This window comes from Wolbachia endosymbiont (group A) of Myopa testacea, assembly GCF_964027115.1.
Taxonomy (GTDB): domain Bacteria; phylum Pseudomonadota; class Alphaproteobacteria; order Rickettsiales; family Anaplasmataceae; genus Wolbachia.
Genome location: NZ_OZ034729.1, coordinates 247191 through 267132 on the forward strand (window position 1 = coordinate 247191; position 19942 = coordinate 267132).

Below are 19942 nucleotides of genomic sequence, written 5' to 3' on the forward strand. Positions count from 1 at the left end.
CTGACTTAGGCTTACCAACAACCGTCATCCCGCTACTTGTTAGTGCCGCGGCGGTATGACGTCTTAGCTATAGATGCTGGTTTGTGTACTCCCAGTAATTTCAATAGAAGCTTAGTAGATAAGTTGTGTTTTAAACCAGATTCGGTATTTTAAACTGAACATTTTCAATAATACCACCTGGCATAACTGAAATTTTTACACTCAGGTTTACTTTTAGGTAGTCCATTAATTCATCAACCAATATGTCAGGAGCAGAAGCACCTGCAGTGATTCCTATCTTTTCTACGCCCTGAAACCAGCTTTTATTCACACAGCTGTAATTATCAATTAAGTAGGCTCTTTTTCCTCTGGCAGTGCACAGATCTAATAAGCGGTTTGAATTTGAGCTATTTTTACTTCCTACAACTAACACCATGTCTACAATTTCAGCTAGCTTTTTAACAGCATTTTGTCTGTTTTGCGTTGCATAGCATATGTCCTTTAAATCTGGACCTGTTATGCTTGGAAACCTGAGTTTCAGGGCAACAATAATTTCACGGGTATCGTCGATGCTTAACGTGGTTTGTGTAACATAAGATAGATTATCTGGATCTTTAACTTTTAAATTGCGTACGTCCTGTACAGTTTGCACTAAAATGATAGGATCATTTACTCTTCCTCTAATTCCCTTAACTTCTGGATGGTTTTCATGCCCAATGAGAATTAATTCTTTACCACTGTTTTCATACCTTTTTGCCTCTTTATGCACTTTGCTGACTAAAGGACATGTTGCATCAATCACTTGAATACCCTTTTTTTTTGCCTTATCTTCTATATTTTTTGATACTCCGTGCGCGCTGAAGATCAGTATTCCTCCATTATCTTCAATTTCCTCGATACTGTTCACAAAAACCACTCCTTGTCTCTTAAAGTCCTCTACTATATATTTATTGTGAACAATTTCGTGTAGCACATAAACTTTGCACTTGTTTTTGTATTTTTCTAAAGTAATAGCTAATATGTCCACAGCTCTTTTTACCCCGGCACAAAAACCTCGCGGCTCAGCTAAGATAATTTTCATTTTTGTCAAATCAAGTAAATATGCAAGCATTACTTAAAAATAAGCTCCGCTCACTGTGTTTTATAGTACCATTATTTACGTTTTATATAATAATTATTTTTCGCATATTCTCTTTAACATTTGATCAACCTACTACTTCAGAAAATTTTAGAAAAGATAATACAGTATATAAACAACCTGATATTTTAGATAGAAATGGAGTGGTAATAGCAACAAATGTGCCCACAACATCACTATATACAGATGCAACCAAAGTAAAGAATCCGGAAAGTATAACAGCACAACTGTGTTCTATTTTGAATGATCTTGAATACGAGAATTCATATAGAGTACTTACTTCAAAAAAGAAATTTGCTTGGGTAAAGCGGCACTTGACTCCAAAAGAACTGTTAGCAATAAAAAATGCCGGCGTGCCAGGAATAAACTTCTATAACGATGTAAAACGTATATATCCTCACAGTAATTTATTTTCACACGTGCTTGGTTACACTGACATAGATGGCAACGGTATTGCAGGAGTTGAGGCATATATAAGTAAAAACAAACAACATTCTGTTATCCAAGTAGCTGACACTGGGGTCCAGAAAAAAAATACGTGGATTCCAGCATTACGCGCTGGAATAACACCTTACCAGGGTATTCAACTATCCTTAGATACACGAGTGCAAAGCATAGTGCATGAAGAGCTAACTAAAGCTGTAAGCAGATATCAGGCACTCGGCGGAGTAGGAATTGTTTTAAATGTGAGAAATAGTGAAGTCATCTCAATGGTCAGTCTGCCTGATTTTAACCCCAACCTACAGAATAAGGCAGAAGACGTACAAAAGTTTAATCGCGCCAGTCTTGGGGTGTATGAGATGGGGTCGGTATTAAAATTCTTTACAATAGCCGCAGCGCTTGATGCAAACGTTGTAAAAATTGATGATTTATATGACGTGTCAAAGCCAATCACTGTTGGGAAATATAAAATTTATGATCTTCATGAATTTAAGATTCCGGAAATCACTGTGCAAGATATATTTGTGAAATCATCCAACATTGGTGCAGCAAAAATTGCAGTTAAATTAAGTATTGAAAAACAAGTAGAATACTTTAAAGCTATGAAGCTATTTTCTCCTTTGAAAATAGAAATACCAGAAAAATCTACACCGATAATCCCGGATAAATGGAGTGAAAACACTTTAATAACAGCATCTTATGGTTATGGCATAGCTGTAACTCCTATACATCTTGCACAAACTGCAGCAGCATTAATCAACAATGGGGTATTTCATAACGCAACCTTGATGTTGAATAAGAGAAGTATAGGAGAGCAAATTATCTCAAGAAGAACTTCCAGGAAAATGAGAAAATTATTACGCGCAGCAGTAACAGATGGCACTGGCAGAAAAGCAAAAATAAAGGCATATTCAATAGGGGGAAAGACTGGATCGGCGGAAAAAGTTGTAGATGGTAAATATAGCAAAGATGCAAACATAGCGTCATTTATAGGAGTGCTAACTATGCTTGACCCAAGGTATATAGTGCTAATTGCTATTGATGAACCTCAAGGGATACACCATACCGGGGGAATAATTGCTGCGCCTATAGTAAAGAACATTATAAATAGAATAGCACCTATATTAAATGTTACACCTGAGATGTAAAATTATGATTGCTTTACTATAACTTCAAATCTATCATTGCCAAAATCCTTATTAATATACCAAGAACCGTCATCTTTAGTTACAAATTCAAGACCTTTAAGATTTCTTTTCATTGTCTTTCCATTTTGACCATCGATAGCGATATTAATATCGAATGTAATAACGTCTAGATTTATCATAGCTTCTTTCCCGCTGCACGAATTTAGACTGAACTTGCCTAACATGACATCATTAAAACTCACTTCCCCTGTATAGACATCACACTGACCGTCCATACAACACGTAGTTTCAATATAGAAAAGGTCTGACATATAAAACACCTTGCGTTTATAAAAAAAGAGCTAAATATATATAGCTAGTGCAGCCCTACGCCACGCCGCTAACAAGTAATAGTCGTAAACCTAGAGCACTTTAGCTATATAACCATAATACAGCTAGGAATGTAAAATTCAACAGTTAATTGTGTAAGGAAGTCTAAATTACTACATCTTAGAGGAATGGCTGTTTAGTTTTTTTGTTAATCTTTTTTACCATGCTGTCAATCATATGCTTTATCCCTTGATATACAGAGTATATACTTTCGTCACTACGCATATAAGCAGAACAGGAAAATACATTATGTTCTTCGTCTTCTATTGATAACCCTGTATCACACTTTATGTGTTCACCACCAAGCTTCTCTATTAACTGTTCTCTGTCATCTCCTATAGTTACCTTAACCTTACTTTCTTCTTTACCTATCTTGCTACTTAAAATTGAAACAATGATGGCTGGAGATATGCATATCGCTCCTATCGGCTTTTTTGTAACAAAAAATTCTGAAACTAATCTTTCAAATTCAGGCATTACTGTCACCATGTCTTTATTTTCAGCTAAGTCAGACAAATTTTTTGCAACCCCGTATCCACCAGGTACAACTAGCATGTCAAAATTTTCAGCTTTGGCTTCTTTTAAGTCATATATTTCGCCTCTTGCGATTCTTGCTGCTTCCACAAGTACATTCCTTTTTTCTTTTGTTGCCTCTTTTGTTTTATGATTCATAACTTGTGTGATATTGATATCAGGTGCAAAGCATTTAACATCCACTTCCTGCTGATCAAGCACAAGCAAACTTAAAACCGCTTCTCTTACCTCTGCACCTTCAAGGTGACCACACCCTGATAAAACCACAGCAGCTTTTAATTTTTTTTCACCCATAAAGTACCTTAATTTCATGTAATCTAGATATTTTAATACAAATTCTATATTTGGAAAGAGGTTATTATATTAATTATCTCATATTTATTATAATATAATTAATAATTAGTATATATAATTAGGCATATTTATAATTGATAAGAATTGAATATGGTACAAGGTGGTGAAACAGATACTGGTTATTCAGAGGAGTTGATTGAAAATATAGTAAAATATATTAGCGGAAAAGAAGATTTGTTACAACAATTGGAGGAGCTATTAAAACTAAATGGCCTTCAAAAGGAAGGTGAAATTTTTGACGAATCAGCTATTAAGCACGTGTCTGAATTGCTGATGAAAGATAAATATCTTGTGAAGAATGCAATAGATATTGTAAAGGAGTATCTTGAGAAAAACAACAATGAATTAAAAATACTTCTTGAACAAGTAAATAAAGTAAAAGGCATGGAGGGAAAGCTTGAAGCTTTAGGTAATCAACTGTTAGTTCAAGGAGTGATAGGTGGAGCAGCAGTGACAACACTAACAGGTGCACTAGCAGGTTTATTAACAATAGGGGGAGTGACTGGTGCATTAATGGGTGTTGGAATAGCATTAGCAGGGTTTGTAGCACTAGTTGCTATAGCTGCTATTGGTTATGCTATATATCAGCATAGAGGTGAGATAAAAGAAGGTGCAATCGAAGCAGGGAAAGCAGTGAAAAGTTTTGTGAAAAATGTAATCGATAAATTACCTACGATTCAAGACAGAAATAAAAATTTTTATAAATTACATCAGGAATTATCTCAACTTGCCTTACAAACTGGTACAGAAGACAACAAAATAAAAAACATTCAGGATAAAGCAAAGGTAATAGAAATGCTTCAAAATGAAGAGCAACAATTGGCTATAAAGAAGTTGGTAGAAGAAGAAGTTATTCAGAATTTTTCAAAAGAAGATATGAAAAAGCTTGTGGAAAAAGGTAATAGTACTCATGAAGAAGATATGAAAGTACTTGATGATCTTATAAATAAATTTCAACCTGCAATTATGGCTATTGGTAATGATGAAATAGAGGAGGTAGAACAAAAAGTTAATGAGAAAGCTCAGGAAATAAAGCCAGATTCTCAATTAGGTAGTTCAAGTGCTGAACGAGTGAGTGAAGAAGGAATCACAGGACCGGATTGATGCATTTGAGGAGCGTTTTGACGCAAAAATTGCTATCAGAAAGTGGGGTTACGCTACTCCTTTCTATCCACTGTTTTGAGCAATCCACCTCCACATCTAACACACATCTCAGTGATTATAATATCCAATTTTTGATCATGTTTTTCTACAGGTAAATCTTTACAATATTGTTTCTCATAGGCTACACCTATAAATATTTTTCCAAGCGGCCGTAATTTTTTTATCATTGTATCATACCAACCACCGCCAAAACCTAATCTATTAAAATGATCATCAAAAGCAACAACAGGAGTAATGATTGTGTCGGGAATTACATCTTCATTTGTTTCGTTCCATCCCTCAAATCTTAGCAACTGATTTTTATCAGGAATTGCTACTTTATAACCTAAATAGAGCAAACGACACATCAAAGGGACAACATTTATTTCCCCATCCATTGGAATGTAAGCCGCAATTGTTTTGCCTTTAACGTAACTTAAGTTCTGATTAAAGAGATTAATAAGGGAACTTGCCTCATAACTGGAATAACTTTCATCAATATCTTTTCTTATAGCTCTATATTGCTCTCTTATTTCCTTTTTGTGCTGTTTAATATCTTTGAACATGATCTATCCATTTCGCAGTGAGTTTTTCTTGTAAACTATTTTGCTTTAAGCGCTCACTTAAAAAATCAAAGTCAATAAATTCCATATCCTGATCTTGATTACTGCAACTATAAACAAAACTCCTTTCTCCTGTTTCCGTATTTATATGTTGCTGAACACACTGAGCGCAGATTTCTTTCATCATACACTGCATAGGAGAATTAACTGACGATATTGCTATGTGACTTGACTTCAGATATGGCTTTAAAATTGTTTTTCTAGCTTCATTCACAGCTTTCATCATTTTATCAGAACCAATAGTGATAATTTTATCTATAGTGTTTAAATTAATACCTAATCTTCCTTGTTGATAAGAGACTATTGCATCAACTATATTACCATGAAAGGATTTATCTTGATCTCTGCTTGTTTCTATCAATCCTTCTTCACATGCCCAAACTACTGCATTTGATGCACGCTCTATCAGTGCTCGTTTAAATACATCACTTAATTTCTTATAGCCAGCAAAGTACAAAACCTTATTATTATTTTCAAGACACGCCTTCCCTATCGAAAATAATACTGCATTTCCAACTCCACCACCAATTAGCATTATATTCTTCATGTGCTATTTTAACTATATTTGTTCAAATTTTTTGAAATTTTATAGAACAAAGTCATTTTCGTACACAAAGACAGAGACAAGGACACTCTCTGACTTCAACTATACCGATAACTGACAGCTGAATTTTTACGCATATCATCTAATAACAAGTTGCTTTGTATCATAATCTTTTGTTGGTACATCTGCTGTTTAATTGCTTCTATATCCGCTGCATTACTCTTGATATCACACAACATCATTAACTTTGCAGTGCCATTTTCTCTTAATTCTACTATTTCATTCACACTTGTTTTACTAAATAAAATCTGTAAATCAGGATTTAAATCTCGCATTTTTATTTCAAACTCTTTTGCGTTTGGCAACTTAAAATCATCTGCTAATTTGTCAAAATTTAAACAATTGACCTTTTGCTCTTTAAAATTATCCAATAAACTTTCTGAACCCTCAACCACAATCTGTTTTAATTTTAAAGTGCTTTCCAGCAGTGCATAATTAAGTTGTACCTTGTCTATGACTTTTATAATAGAGTAACCTTCACTGAAACTGAATGGACCTGCTATATCGCCGGTTTCTAGTCTTTCTAAAACGCTCTTAAGTTTATCTTTGAGCTGACTTAAATTAACTGTTGCTTTACGCATCTTTATTGGAGATTCCTGGTTATTACTATTACGTAATTTTTTTACTAAATCTTCAGCTATGCAATAAACATCCTTGTCTTTTTGATCAGGAATTATAAACTCTTGGAACGTGATAAGATAATCCGGCTTTTCTGTTTGCCTTTTTACATCATCTACTTCTTTATCGCTTATATTAATAAATGGCACAATTCTTACTTCAATAATTTTGCTCCATAGTAACTGACATTTTATTTGTTTTCTTAAAATACTAAGATCTATATTATGCTTTTTTATGTATTGATCAACTTCATTAGCCTTAAGTTTAAAACTTTGGGTTAAAAATAATATGATAGCATTATCTAACTCCTCGTTGCTCAATTTTATATTCAGCCTCTGCGCTTCATTGATAATGATAATTTCGTCTATTAGCTCCCTAAGAATTTGAGGTTTTGCTTCTTTTTGATTAACACTTTGAGTGCCAAACAATGAATTTATGAAGTTGATGCGTTTTTCGATATCTAAATTTGAAATTGGCTCACCATTTACATCTGCAACAATTTCAATCTCGGTTGCAAGCAAACTAAGTGGCAACACTATCAACAGTAAAATTAGTATTTTATGCATATAAGTAAGGTTAACAACCAATTCTATAATAAATACTGAGTCAACGCTAGCCAACTTTTTAATAGCTATCTAAGCAAAGACGGAAATAAAAACCATTGCAACAAGATCAGGTACATATCTAAACAGGCTAAAAACATGCCAATATAGCGAATTCAGACCGTGCTAAAACAGTATACGGAAGGAGAGGGATTCGAACCCTCGATACGACTTTTCAATCGTATAACGGTTTAGCAAACCGCCGCCTTCAGCCGCTCAGCCACCCTTCCAAATTTAGAACCTAAAGATTATATAATACCAAGACCTCTACCGCCTGTCTAATGCTTTTAATTGCAATATTTACCCATTAAAAACAACAACATTTTTCCGAATAACTGTAATTCCAGGCTAAATCAACGTAAACTAATTTCTGCTTTTTTCAATGATTTTCTTTGCTTCTTCTATACCAACCCATTCTCCAACTGCTACCGTTTTTCCCTTTTCTAGATCTTTATAATGAGAAAAGAAATGAGCAATTTTATCTAATAGGTTTTTAGATAAGTCAGAATAGTCCTTTATATTGTCATAATAGCTATCAACACTGGAAACAGGCACAGCTAATATCTTTTCATCTTCTCCTTTTTCATCTTTAGTGAGTAATGCGCCTATTGGACGCACCGATATTAAAACACTAGATGCTAAGGGAAATTGAGTTAGGACCAAGACATCCACAGGATCACCATCACCTGCGCAGGTATTTGGTATAAACCCATAATTGCAAGGATAAGTCATTGAGGTAGACAAAAATCTGTCAACTTGTAACAACCCAAGCTCTTTATTAAATTCATACTTTACAGGCTCAGCATTTGCACTTATTTCAATTACCACATTCACCGCATTTGGTACCGCTGTTATTTTACTTAAATCCATAAATTACCTTCTTAAATTAAGAATAAGCATTATACAATATGTACTTTTAAGTTGCCACATTTATGTAGTTCTAAGCTTGTTTTGCATGGAGCGATTCTAAATTTTCATTCGTCATTCCATTGACTATTGAAAGTGGTGGTTTCTGTGATAATTGAAATAAAGTATATACTATTACAATAGTAAGCACCGCACCAACTATCAAGTTAGTAAGGTTGTCTTGTGGCAAAACATTTTTTATTGAGTTGAGCAATTTTTGCTCCATAAGGAAATAATCAGCAACATATAACCCAACAGATAATACAAACATACCCAAAATAAGTTTACAGACTGTGTTTTTATGATTTTTCTTGCTGACAATGAAATTTGGCCTACATTTATTCTCTTCTTGTGGCACTGAGTAGTATATATTTTTAGGGCTCGTTACTAATTGTTCAAATTCATCACTATTTTGGTTTTTTAACAGTTGCTCTAGGGTGTTTTTTGTATTTATACGATATAATTCGAATTTACAATGCTCTTTCAAGCCTTCCTCTTGCCGATCCACATGCTCATGGTCGATTGTATATTTGATGGTTCCATCTCTACTTGATAATCCGATCATGTGTAGTTTGCCAGCTAAGAACATTATATAGCTCTCTATTAACTGATCCTCACATATCTCTAATACTTCTCTTTTTACTATTTTGTCAGGTGACAAAGGTTCTTTATAACTACCGCTCAAAGAATATAATAGAGAAAACAATAAAGCCACATCTTTATCTACCTTTATATCTTGATGAATAGAATAGTAACAGTCGATAACAAATTTATTAAAAAAAAATTTTTTATCAGATTTTTCATTTAATAATTTTTTAACGTCAGTAAGCACTTTATTTTCAAAATCTTCTTCTGTTTTAAATATTGGTTCTCTCTTTGGATTTGCTAAGATGTTAAGTAAATCTAATTTTCTTCCATCTACTACTTCATTTATATCTCTATTTAACTCAGACTCTTTAATAATGTCATATATTTTATCTATGACATCTTTAGTATTCAGGTTGTTGTTTTTACTTAGAATGTTATAAGCTTGAGCATAAATTAAAAACAGCCCTTGTAGACTAAATTTTAAGTTAAAATAGTAATCTAATTGTTCATCTTGCTTCTGTATGAATGCAGAAAGACCTATGTGATTTCTGCAGTCCATACTAAGATCTAAGTCAGCATGTTGAAAGTCACCTAAAAAAATAAACAAAGTTTCTAATAAATTGCCCTTACCAACAATTTTTATTAGTTCTTCAACTTCCTTAACCATTGCTGAAACCTGTAGTATAATAATTACCCTTATAGTATAAAGGATATATGGTGAAATAGCAATAAATATTATTGTACGTTTACACTCTGCATTAAAGCCTTTAGTTAAGAGCATATCCATCCACCGCCAATTACTTGCTCATCTTTATACGCTACACAGGCTTGACCTGGACTGATGCCAAAGTAATCCTCGTTTAAAATGACACAGGCTTTATTTTTTTCGTCAGTTGAATGTATTGTTGCTAAACTTCCCGCATGTGATGATCTCAGCTTCACAGTTACTTCCATACCTTCCTTTGGTTGTTCTAACCAATTTAACTCCTTGATCAATATTTTTTTTTGCATTAATGCGTTGATCGGACCTACTATAACCTCATTATTTTCTGTATTAATTTTTATCACATAAAGAGGTTCATTGTGTGCGATACCCAAGCCCTTTCTTTGCCCCACTGTAAAATTTACTATGCCACTGTGCTCGCCTAGCACTTTTCCATTAACATCCACTATTTTACCTTTCTGTACAGATTGTGGAGCTAATTTAGCTATTGTTTTACTATAGCTTTCGGAAACAAAGCATATATCTTGACTGTCCGGCTTTTCAGAAATTTGTAAGCTGAAATACTTTGCTAATTTTCTTATATCACTTTTATAGAACCCACCTAGTGGAAATCGCAAAAGCTTCAACTGCTCCTTTGTTGTAGCAAATAGAAAATAGCTTTGATCTTTACTTTTATCAATGCTTCTGCACAACTTTACCTCACCATTTTTTTCTAATCTTCTCACGTAATGTCCTGTTACAAGCACATCCGCACCAAGATTTTTTGTAACTTGCAATAGATCACGAAATTTTACCGTTTGGTTACATCTTACGCATGGTATGGGAGTTTCCCCACGCATATAGGTACTTGCAAAATCCTCTATTACTTCCTTTTTGAATATTTCCTCATAGTTTAAAATATAGTGAGGAAAGCCAACACTTTCAGCCACGCGCTTAGCGTCGTAAATATCCTGTCCAGCACAACATGCACCTTTTCTTGCGTTAGCATTACCGTCGGTGCCATAGAGTTGAAGAGTCACACCTATCACCTGGTACCCAAAGTTATATAGCAGTGCTGCAGCAACGGAGCTATCAACTCCCCCGGACATTGCAACAATAGCCTTGGTCTGGTGCGGAGCTCTATCTTTTAGCAGAGGTTCAATTTTAAATTCTTTTAGCATAATCGCCTTAATTTATAAACGCAAATCTTGTGTCATTCCAACATACAACTGTGCAAACGTTTTGATTTGGGGGCAATTTACATAGTAGATGATGTCATTCCAGTGCGTGACACTGGAATCTAGTGTCTATTTATGCAAATTCATTAAAACAGCATATTTATTTGTAATCAAGTTTCCTGGATCCCAGTGTCAGCTACTCGGATGACACCCTTTCCTGCTGGAAGTTGCCTTCAAATTACTTGGTGCGTGACACTGGGATCTCATTTATATTACATAATTCCATCAAAACAATTCGATAAACTACCTTCAAAAACAATTTAATCTTGCTTGAATAAAACATGGCCAAAATAATCCATGTTTTCAAGCACTTTTCCACTACCCAAGGCAACACAACAAAGTGGGTCATCTGCAACACGAACTGGTAATTTTGTTGTTTCACTGATAACTTTGCCCAAGTTACGCAATAATCCACCACCACCGGATAAAATTATTCCTCTATCGACTATATCAGAAGAAAGTTCAGGTGGAGTGCTCTCCAGTGCAGTCCTAATAGCAGAAATTATCTGATGTACAGGCTCTATTAAACTTTCTGCAACTTGATATTCTGATAAAAGCATTTCTTTTGGCATGCCACTCACTAAATCCCTGCCTTTAATTATCATTCCCTCTTTGTTATTTTCACCTGGCAGACTGGCTGAACCTACGTTTTTCTTAATTTTTTCAGCAGTTGTTTCACCGATTAATAACTTATGATTTTCACGAATATACGATTTTATTGCTTCATCCATAATATCGCCACCTACTCTGGCAGAACGTGAATAAACAATTCCGCCTAAAGAAATAATTGCAACTTCAGTTGTACCGCCTCCTATATCAACGATCATAGAACCCTCAGGTTCAGTAACTGGGAGCCCAGCTCCGATTGCTGCAGCCATTGGTTCTTCAATCAAAAATACTTCATTTGCACCAGCACTTTCTGCTGCATCTTGTATAGCACGCCTTTCAACTGGCGTGGATCCAGATGGAACGCATATGATAATATTAGGTTTATTAACAGTGAATTTTGTGTTTGCACTGCGTATGAAATATTTTAGCATTTCTTCCGCACTTTTAAAATCAGCAATAACTCCATCCTTTAAGGGCCTTATCGCCTCTATTTCTCCAGGCGTTTTTCCAAGCATCATTTTAGCTTTTTTACCAAAAGCATAAGGAACGTAGCTTCCTTTTTCTTTTACTCTTGCTACAACTGAAGGCTCATCAAGCACTATTCCCTGATTTTTCTGATAAACTAAAGTGTTTGCAGTACCAAGGTCTATTGCAATATCGCTAGCAAACAAACCTTTGAAAGTAAAAAGGCTATAAAACTTTCCGGTTAACTTTCGAACAAAATTCATACATAACTCAAGAAAACCATTTATTGAGACAAATTATACTTTTCAGATAGGTAGTAAGTAACACACTCAACGTCTAAACCCTTGCCTGTTGCTTTTTTTAGCAGTTCCAGGCCACACTTTGCACTATATATATTTTGAGATAACCAACTGATAAGTAAACTAAAATCTCCTTTTATTATAGCACTTAATGATTCGTAATGATTCTTTTTAACGAAAGAGAAAATCTGCACAGCAGCAATTAAAGCAATAATTTTTATAGGAAAGTAGCCCATAACACCGCTTGCCCAATATTCATCTTCAACATAAGTGTCCAGCTCATTTTTAGCTTTTACTGGAATTTTATAGTGCTTCATACCTTCCAGCCACGCATCGTGCAGATCCTTAACTTCCAGTGTACCATTTATTATATCCTGTTCTAACCTAGTTCTCAACATAATATGAGCTAACAGACTAAATTCATCTGCGTTCTTTAAAGAAGAGGAAAGGTTTATTTCATTGAAAACCAAGTGCAAATTTTCAACACTGCTATTAGTTTTGCCTTTTATAGCAAATTTCTCTTTTATGTGTGGTTGAATGAACTCAATAAATTCTCTGGATGTTCCAATCATCCTTTCCATGAATAACCCTTGAGTTTCATACATAACATGTCTCGTAATTGGGCTACTTATAGAATTTTGCGCTAAACATTTTTGATAAATCGCACAACCACTATGCCGTAAAAGTGAAAATAAACCATAACAAAAATCAGATTCATCATAATCTATAGGGTAGTAATAAGAAGTACGAATCTCATTTAGTGCAATACCCATTTGCTGTAAACATAACGAGCCAAGTTCAATCTGCTTCTGAGTAGCAACTCTTTGTATATTAGTAACCTTATCCTTTTTCTGCTTTTCAATTATTTCATCCACATTTTCGCTAAAAAATTTGCCTACCTTGGGGAATACTTCCCTTATATTCTTTTCTGTGATATCAGAGTCATACTCAGCAAGCAGTGAGTCGTATTTTGAGCATTTTAATTGCTGCGATTTTATAGAAGCTACTTCGCGAATGAGTGTGATTAAATCAGTAAAACGTTCTTTTAGTTTTTCTAAGTTACTGGTTTCAGAATGAGATAGTTTCCATAAATTTTGGCACTCAACCTTAGCTTTGGATAAAGACTTTACTAAATCAATAGGAACAGCACTGTTGCTTTTATGTATTCTCTCTATTAACTTTAGCTGCTGAGTATTTGCACTTTTTTTGTTACCAAGAGCATCTGCTAATGATTCCTTTATTGCATCATGAGAGATAATTTCATGTCTGATTTCTTCTAGAAGACTCATTTGTTCAACTTTGTCCTCTATATTCAATTGGCTTTGATTTAGTACTTTTAGCGTATTTTCGATATTCTTTACCCTATATAATACTTCCTCTAAAAACTTATAAGATTTCATAATTTGTTCATTGTTTTAGAAAACATCTGTTTAATATCGTAATAGATTAATAATAAAGTTAAAAGTATATTTGCTTAAAGTACAATAAAAAATTGTACTTTTTATTCCTTTATTGGATTTTTCTACTCAGAGTCCAGCATATTATAAGAAAATTAATTGTAAGGGTGTAGAAAAAGTATTTAGTATTTTATTTCTCTTGACTATATTACAATATGGAGAGATTATTAGCTACTGAAATTAAAGTTACGCACTATTTTAAAATTTATGGAGGTTTAGTAATGTGGAGTAGACTGGTTATAATGTGCTGTTTTTGTTTACTACTTACTGGTGTAAGTTCTTGCCCAAAAAAAGGAGCAAATACAACAAATAAAATGAATTCTGTTGTTAAGCAGATAGGTGATAAAAGAGTTTTCTTTGGTTATGATGAATCTAGTATTACTGAAGTAAGCGCAGATGCATTACTTGACGTAATGGAGGTGTTACAAGATAACCCTGACGCGAAGGTTACTTTAACTGGTCATACTGACAACCGTGGTTCTCATGAATATAATCTTGCGCTAGGCGCTAGAAGGGCAGATGCAGCTAAAAAATTTATGGTTAGTTGTACACCCTACATAGAAAACAGAATAAAAACTGCTTCTAAGGGTGAAACTGAGCCTTTGGTTAATGTAAAAGATGATTCTAGAAATTCTAAATATGAAAAAGAGCATGCTAAAAATCGTAGAGTGGAATTTTCATTTTCTGGAATAAAGAAATAGTTTCTTGCATTAAAACCTGGATCCCAGTGTCAAGCACTGGGATGACAAAAGAGAGCAATTCCGCTGCTTGTTAGCGGGATCTATATATACCACAAATAAGTCGCTGTATGACGTAGATACTATCTTGCCATCAAGAAACATAATGAAATTAGAGTTATTATTTCAAAATATAGCTAATAGCTTTGCTTTCTATAACCAAATCGCAGTTGCAGTATCAGGTGGTGTAGATAGTATAGTCTTACTGTACTTAATGACTAACTGGACAAAAAAAAACAAGCTTTCACTTCCTATAGCATTAACAGTAAATCATGGGTTACGTTCAGAGTCTCAAAAAGAAGCTGATTTTGTTATAAGTTATGCAAAAGAACTTGGAGCAAAGGAATCGTTCATATTAAATTGGGAGAAGCAAAATATTAAAGGTAATATTCAATTACAGGCACGAAAAGCACGATATAAGTTACTAGCAGAGTGGTGTAAAAACAATAATGTTAAATGTTTGTTCGTTGCTCATCACAAAGATGATCAAGCAGAAACGTTCTTATTAAGATTGGAGCGAGGTAGTGGCGTAGATGGATTATCATCAATGGATTACAAATCTTTCTTAAATGGTATTTATATATTTAGGCCATTGTTAAATTTTAGTCGTAGTGAAATAGAAAAGTACGCTAAGCTTCACCGGTTAAAATGGATCGAAGATAGAAGCAACTATAACTTAAAATACAGGCGAACTTTATACCGTAGCTTACTTAAAGCAAGTGACAATCAAGAGATTTTAACAGAGCGAATATGCCTCACAGCCCTTCATATGAAAAGAGCTACAAAAGCGTTGATGCACTACACACGCCTTGCATTTAATGACTGTGTTAATGTTCATGATCTTGGTTATATTGAAATTAAACTAAGTGAATTTTATCAATTGCCAGAGGAAATAGCCTTGAGGCTTCTTCTTTACTCTATAATGGCAATTGCCAGTAAACATTATAAACCAAGGTATAATAGCCTTATTGCGATATTTAATAAAATATTGCAAAAGGATAGTAATGTTAACTGTACACTTTCTGGGTGCAAAATAAGAAAATATGGAGAAAATATCTTAATAATTAGAGAATCGTCAAAGATACAAGAAATTACCGTAAACCTACCTTTAAATGAACCTACTCAATGGGATAACAGATTTAGCTGCACAATACTCGGAAATCAAGAGTGTTCAGTTATCATCGCTCCATTAAAAAAAACACAAAAAGTTCCTGAATTTCTGAAGGATTACAACTGCTGCCCTGAAGTCTTTTATTCTTTGCCTACAGTACAAAAAGATGGAAAGGTGCTTGCTTATCCTGATGTAAATTATAACGAAAAAAATACCAATGACGATAAGGTTCAATGCATTATTAATAGCACGATAAAACAAAATTTGGTAAGCTTGATTAGTACTTAGTTAGAAATAGAAATGAAAAAATTTTTAGAAGGCTTATTGATCTGGTTAGTAATTATTGTTCTTATTTCAGTTGCTTATATTCAGTTCAGGGGAAATGTAGGTAGAAGTAAAACAACTATACCTTTTTCGGAATTTTTAACTAGACTAGAAGACAATGATGTAGAAAATATTGTCATAAAAAACCAGAGCATTGAGGGCAAGTTTAGGGATGGTTCAAGTTTCAACTCAAGCGGTGTTATATATAGCGACCTAATAAAAAATTTACATGATAGAAAAGTGAGATTCTCCTTTTCAACTGGAGATTCTGCCATGAGCGTAATTGGTGGATTACTTATCTCATGGGTCCCAACATTTATCTTTATTGGCTTTTTGCTATTCTTTCTTAAACAAACACAAGCGGGAGGCAACAGAACTATAAGCTTTGGTAAGTCAAGGGCTAGACTCATGACTAGTGGGAAAAAAGTAACATTTGATGATGTTGCCGGAATTGATGAAGCAAAAGAAGAGCTAGTAGAAATCGTTGATTTCCTTAAAGAAAGGCAAAAATTTCAAATATTAGGTGGAAAAACACCAAAAGGGTGCCTTTTAATTGGCTCTCCTGGAACTGGTAAAACTTTACTTGCTCGTGCAATTGCAGGAGAAGCTAATGTGCCATTCTTTAGCATTTCTGGATCTGATTTTGTTGAGATGTTTGTTGGTGTTGGTGCGAGCCGTGTTCGTGATATGTTTGATCAAGGCAAGAAAAATGCTCCTTGTATAATTTTTATAGATGAGATAGATGCGGTGGGTAGACATCGTGGCATTGGTCTTGGTGGTGGTAATGACGAAAGAGAACAAACATTAAATCAGTTATTAGTTGAGATGGATGGCTTTGAGTCTAATGAGGGCGTAATAATAATTGCTGCGACTAACCGTCCGGATGTCTTAGATCCAGCACTGCTTAGGCCTGGTCGTTTTGACCGCCAGATTACTATTTCTTTACCCGATATAAATGGGCGCGAGAAAATATTAAATACGCATATAAAGAAAATATCAATGGCCCCTGATGTAAATGTGAAAACAGTTGCAAGAGGAACACCTGGTTTTTCAGGGGCTGATTTAGCAAATTTAGTGAACGAATCTGCGCTTATTGCTGCAAGAAGAAACAAGAAGATTGTTACCATGGATGATTTCGAATATGCACGTGATAAAGTGATGATGGGTGTGGAAAGGCGATCTCTCATTATGACAGAAGAGGAAAAGAGACTGACTGCATACCATGAAGCTGGCCATGCGATGATTGCTGTTAATATGCCTGCTTCTGATCCTATACACAAAGCAACAATTATTCCACGCGGTAGGGCACTCGGTTTAGTTATGAGACTACCAGAAACAGATAGAGTGTCCCTCACAAGAGAAAAGATTCTAGCAGATATAACTGTTGCAATGGGTGGACGTGTGGCAGAAGAGCTAATTTTTGGCTATGATAAAGTCACAAGCGGCGCATCTTCAGATATAAAACTAGCATCAGATTTATCACGTTCTATGGTAACAAAATGGGGAATGAGCGACAAAATAGGTCCGATCTATCACAATCGCGAACAAACTATGCATGTTTCTGAGATAATTTCTGAAGATACGTTAAAACTTATAGATGAAGAAGTGAAGAAAGTTGTGTCTTCTTGCTATGAAAAAGCGAAAGACATTTTGACCAAGCATAAGAAAGGCTTAGATCTCATTGCCGAAAATCTACTGGAGTTTGAAACTTTAACAGGAGATGAAATAAAGGACATATTAAGCGGAAAAAAAATTGTTAGAGAGGAAAATGAGAAGAATGAGAAAATAAAAAAATCCTCTCTCTATTAGATCTGACCCTAGCTTAAAATGCTAATCAGCTAACGCTGCAATAAAACATTCAGAATTGTAACTGTCAATATAAATTGTATTAGAATATTCATAATGTTGCATTTTCATCACGATAATGCTATCATTCAGTTAGTATTACTGTTTAATGAGGTATGAGTAATGGTTGACGTAGCTTCTATTGGTGTAAATGCAGTCATTGATCATAAGTATAAAAAAAGAGCGCAATTAACTTTATTAGGGCTATTTTTTGTTGTATTAGCAGCAACTGCTGTCTGGTTTATCTTTCCTGTATCACAAAATGTACTAGTGCCATTTTTGCTCCCAGCCGTATTCTTGTTCTTTACTCTATCTATGGGTTATTACATGTTCATATTTAGTTGTGAAAAAAATCTTTGGTAAAGAATGTTCTTGGTATGGTTGAACCAGCTGAATCAGTAAAGAGAGTGCATTGCCAAGAAAATATTAAATCCTTATTAGCAGAAGTGAGAAGTACTACGAGAGATAGGTTTTGCAACGCGCTTGTTAATCTTTGTTTTGAAGATCGTAGTAAAGCATACAAACTTGCATTATATGTGAAAGAAATTGACGATATTGTGTCTTCAATAAAAAATCAAGACCTCTTAGACCATTTTGATCAATTTTTTACTATTACTGAAGTAAGTAATAAAAAAAATAGAAGTGAATTAATGAACCTCACAAGGGCATATAAGATAATAAGTGAAGAAGATCCAGACAAAATACAGGATTTTTTAGCTACTCAAACAAAAAGTTATCCATGTGAAATAATGTTACCTAAAATTAATAATTTTCTATCACAAGTTAAAGGTTCGGTTTAAATTAGTAGAGGTTAAATAAATATAGTTAAGTCTTTGCAATAGTGATTTTATCAATAATCTGAGTGTGTACTTGATTATCATTTTTTGTTTCAATTTCAGTGATGACATGGCACCTACCGGGCTCTTTTATGGCGATTTCTTTAAACCCTTTTCCAACTTTATTATAAAAATTAACATCCATTTCTTCATATTTATTCTTGTCTTTCGCTCTACTTAACCCAACTTTAACATCAATATCTAGAATAAATGTAATATCTGGATATCTAACTCCAACCAACCTGTGCAAATCTTCTATTAGTTTTAAATCAACTCCAAACCCATATCCTTGGTATGCAATGGTTGAATCAATAAACCGATCACAAATCACTATTTTCCCTTCTGCAAGAGCTGGTAATATTAATTTTTTCATATGTTCGTGCCTCATCGAGATAAGTAGCAAGAGTTCAGAAATAGGATCAATATTATTTGTTAACAACACTCCTCTTATCTTTTCTGCAAAATCAGTGCCACCTGGTTCTCGAGTTGACACTACATTATTTTCGCCGTGAATTTGCTTAAAATGATTTGCAAGTAGCTTAGATTGTGTTGTTTTACCAGAGCCGTCTATTCCTTCGAAAGTTATGAACATAAGTTTTATAATACTAAAAAAGAATATGCAAACAGTATACATAGAAACCGTTTGACATTTAAATAATAAGACCGTACATTACATACGGTATAATAATAGTCTATGGTTGCTCTGAATACTCCTAAAGTCGATTTTAGTTTTACTGCAAAAGATTTTAATCTTTTGGGAGTAGATAATAAATACTATACATTAAGTGACTGTTGTGGAAAAAAAGGTCTTATTGTAATGTTTATATGCAATCACTGTCCTTACGTTCAGTCAATTATTAGCAATCTGGTAAGCGATGTTGATCAATTGAAAAAAGATTATCAGGTAAACACCGTTGCAATAATGTCAAATGATGTAAATGAATATCCAGAAGATTCCTTTGAAAATATGATTAATTTTGCCAAGGAAAATAAGTTTACATTTCTATATTTAATTGATAGTACACAGAAAATAGCTAAAGAATACGGGGCTGTTTGCACTCCTGACTTTTTTGGCTTTAATTCCAATTTAAACCTTTGCTATCGTGGACGTTTTAATGACACAAAAAAAGAAAAGGTTCAAAGCTATGAAGTAGGAAGTAGTGACTTATTTCAAGCTATGAAATTTATTGCAGAAACTGGTAATTCTCCAATTGACCAAAAATCAAGTATTGGCTGCTCAATTAAATGGTCTAATTCTACAGGTTAAATAT

Annotated in this window: 20 protein-coding genes and 1 tRNA gene; 8 read left to right on the plus strand and 13 right to left on the minus strand. The window is 34.1% G+C overall.

Annotated features, from left to right (window positions below; genetic code table 11):
* Positions 1-130: 130 nt before the first annotated feature.
* Positions 131-1060, minus strand: coding sequence for a 4-hydroxy-3-methylbut-2-enyl diphosphate reductase (gene ispH / locus AAGD91_RS01160; protein WP_341821480.1), 930 nt, complete (start codon positions 1058-1060; stop codon positions 131-133).
* Between the two features lie 20 nt (positions 1061-1080).
* On the opposite strand from ispH, the gene AAGD91_RS01165 reads away from it, so the two are divergent.
* The gene (locus tag AAGD91_RS01165) at positions 1081-2706 is read left to right on the plus strand and encodes a penicillin-binding protein 2 (protein WP_341821194.1); all 1626 of its coding nucleotides are present in this window, start codon (positions 1081-1083) and stop codon (positions 2704-2706) included.
* Positions 2707-2708: 2 nt separating this feature from the next.
* On the opposite strand, the gene AAGD91_RS01170 is transcribed toward AAGD91_RS01165, so the two are convergent.
* Positions 2709-3017 carry a hypothetical protein gene (locus tag AAGD91_RS01170; protein ID WP_341821195.1) on the minus strand — a complete coding sequence of 103 codons (309 nt, stop codon included), beginning with the start codon at positions 3015-3017 and terminating at the stop codon, positions 2709-2711.
* Between the two features lie 178 nt (positions 3018-3195).
* A complete protein-coding gene (gene elbB, locus AAGD91_RS01175; RefSeq protein ID WP_341821197.1) occupies positions 3196-3903 on the minus strand; it encodes an isoprenoid biosynthesis glyoxalase ElbB in 708 nt (235 codons plus the stop codon).
* Between the two features lie 150 nt (positions 3904-4053).
* Here elbB and AAGD91_RS01180 point away from each other — a divergent pair, with 150 nt between their 5' ends.
* Positions 4054-5067, plus strand: a complete 1014-nt coding sequence (locus tag AAGD91_RS01180; RefSeq protein ID WP_341821198.1) for a glycine zipper family protein — start codon at positions 4054-4056, stop codon at positions 5065-5067.
* A 53-nt stretch (positions 5068-5120) separates the two neighbouring features.
* On the opposite strand, the gene AAGD91_RS01185 is transcribed toward AAGD91_RS01180, so the two are convergent.
* The 9 genes from AAGD91_RS01185 to AAGD91_RS01225 form a co-directional block, all read right to left on the minus strand.
* Entirely contained in the window at positions 5121-5672 is a 552-nt protein-coding gene (locus AAGD91_RS01185) for a 5-formyltetrahydrofolate cyclo-ligase (protein WP_341821199.1), read from the minus strand.
* On the minus strand, positions 5656-6276 hold the full coding sequence (locus AAGD91_RS01190; RefSeq protein ID WP_253309835.1) for an oxidoreductase: 621 nt from the start codon (positions 6274-6276) through the stop codon (positions 5656-5658). Before AAGD91_RS01190 ends, AAGD91_RS01185 begins: the two co-directional genes overlap by 17 nt.
* Before the next feature lie 95 nt (positions 6277-6371).
* Positions 6372-7517: a SurA N-terminal domain-containing protein gene (locus AAGD91_RS01195; protein ID WP_341821200.1), complete on the minus strand. Its 1146-nt coding sequence runs from the start codon at positions 7515-7517 to the stop codon at positions 6372-6374.
* Between the two features lie 175 nt (positions 7518-7692).
* Positions 7693-7783, minus strand: a tRNA-Ser gene (locus AAGD91_RS01200).
* A gap of 133 nt (positions 7784-7916) precedes the next feature.
* Positions 7917-8423, minus strand: a complete 507-nt coding sequence (gene ppa / locus AAGD91_RS01205) for an inorganic diphosphatase (RefSeq protein ID WP_341821201.1) — start codon at positions 8421-8423, stop codon at positions 7917-7919.
* 70 nt (positions 8424-8493) lie between these two features.
* Complete coding sequence (locus AAGD91_RS01210) at positions 8494-9828, minus strand: hypothetical protein (protein WP_341821202.1); 1335 nt, start codon at positions 9826-9828, stop codon at positions 8494-8496.
* Positions 9819-10931, minus strand: coding sequence for a tRNA 2-thiouridine(34) synthase MnmA (gene mnmA / locus AAGD91_RS01215; RefSeq protein ID WP_341821203.1), 1113 nt, complete (start codon positions 10929-10931; stop codon positions 9819-9821). The genes AAGD91_RS01210 and mnmA overlap by 10 nt, the downstream gene beginning before the upstream one ends.
* A gap of 317 nt (positions 10932-11248) precedes the next feature.
* Positions 11249-12325: a rod shape-determining protein gene (locus AAGD91_RS01220; RefSeq protein WP_253309829.1), complete on the minus strand. Its 1077-nt coding sequence runs from the start codon at positions 12323-12325 to the stop codon at positions 11249-11251.
* A 20-nt stretch (positions 12326-12345) separates the two neighbouring features.
* Positions 12346-13761, minus strand: coding sequence for a carboxypeptidase (locus tag AAGD91_RS01225; RefSeq protein WP_341821204.1), 1416 nt, complete (start codon positions 13759-13761; stop codon positions 12346-12348).
* A 278-nt stretch (positions 13762-14039) separates the two neighbouring features.
* Between AAGD91_RS01225 and AAGD91_RS01230 the strand changes: the two genes are divergently transcribed.
* The 5 genes from AAGD91_RS01230 (at position 14040) to AAGD91_RS01250 (ending at position 18635) form a co-directional block, all read left to right on the plus strand.
* Positions 14040-14519 (plus strand): OmpA family protein, encoded by a 480-nt coding sequence (locus AAGD91_RS01230; RefSeq protein WP_182183727.1) that lies wholly within the window; start codon positions 14040-14042, stop codon positions 14517-14519.
* Between the two features lie 142 nt (positions 14520-14661).
* Positions 14662-15954 carry a tRNA lysidine(34) synthetase TilS gene (gene tilS / locus AAGD91_RS01235; RefSeq protein ID WP_341821205.1) on the plus strand — a complete coding sequence of 431 codons (1293 nt, stop codon included), beginning with the start codon at positions 14662-14664 and terminating at the stop codon, positions 15952-15954.
* A 12-nt stretch (positions 15955-15966) separates the two neighbouring features.
* Positions 15967-17799 (plus strand): ATP-dependent zinc metalloprotease FtsH, encoded by a 1833-nt coding sequence (gene ftsH, locus AAGD91_RS01240; protein ID WP_341821206.1) that lies wholly within the window; start codon positions 15967-15969, stop codon positions 17797-17799.
* Between the two features lie 159 nt (positions 17800-17958).
* Positions 17959-18198, plus strand: coding sequence for a hypothetical protein (locus AAGD91_RS01245; RefSeq protein ID WP_341821207.1), 240 nt, complete (start codon positions 17959-17961; stop codon positions 18196-18198).
* Between the two features lie 14 nt (positions 18199-18212).
* Positions 18213-18635, plus strand: coding sequence for a hypothetical protein (locus AAGD91_RS01250; protein WP_341821208.1), 423 nt, complete (start codon positions 18213-18215; stop codon positions 18633-18635).
* Between the two features lie 25 nt (positions 18636-18660).
* Here AAGD91_RS01250 and tmk read toward each other — a convergent pair whose 3' ends face one another.
* The gene (gene tmk / locus AAGD91_RS01255; protein WP_341821209.1) at positions 18661-19263 is read right to left on the minus strand and encodes a dTMP kinase; all 603 of its coding nucleotides are present in this window, start codon (positions 19261-19263) and stop codon (positions 18661-18663) included.
* A gap of 102 nt (positions 19264-19365) precedes the next feature.
* On the opposite strand from tmk, the gene AAGD91_RS01260 reads away from it, so the two are divergent.
* A complete protein-coding gene (locus tag AAGD91_RS01260) occupies positions 19366-19938 on the plus strand; it encodes a thioredoxin family protein (protein WP_341821210.1) in 573 nt (190 codons plus the stop codon).
* The last annotated feature ends 4 nt before the right edge of the window (positions 19939-19942 follow it).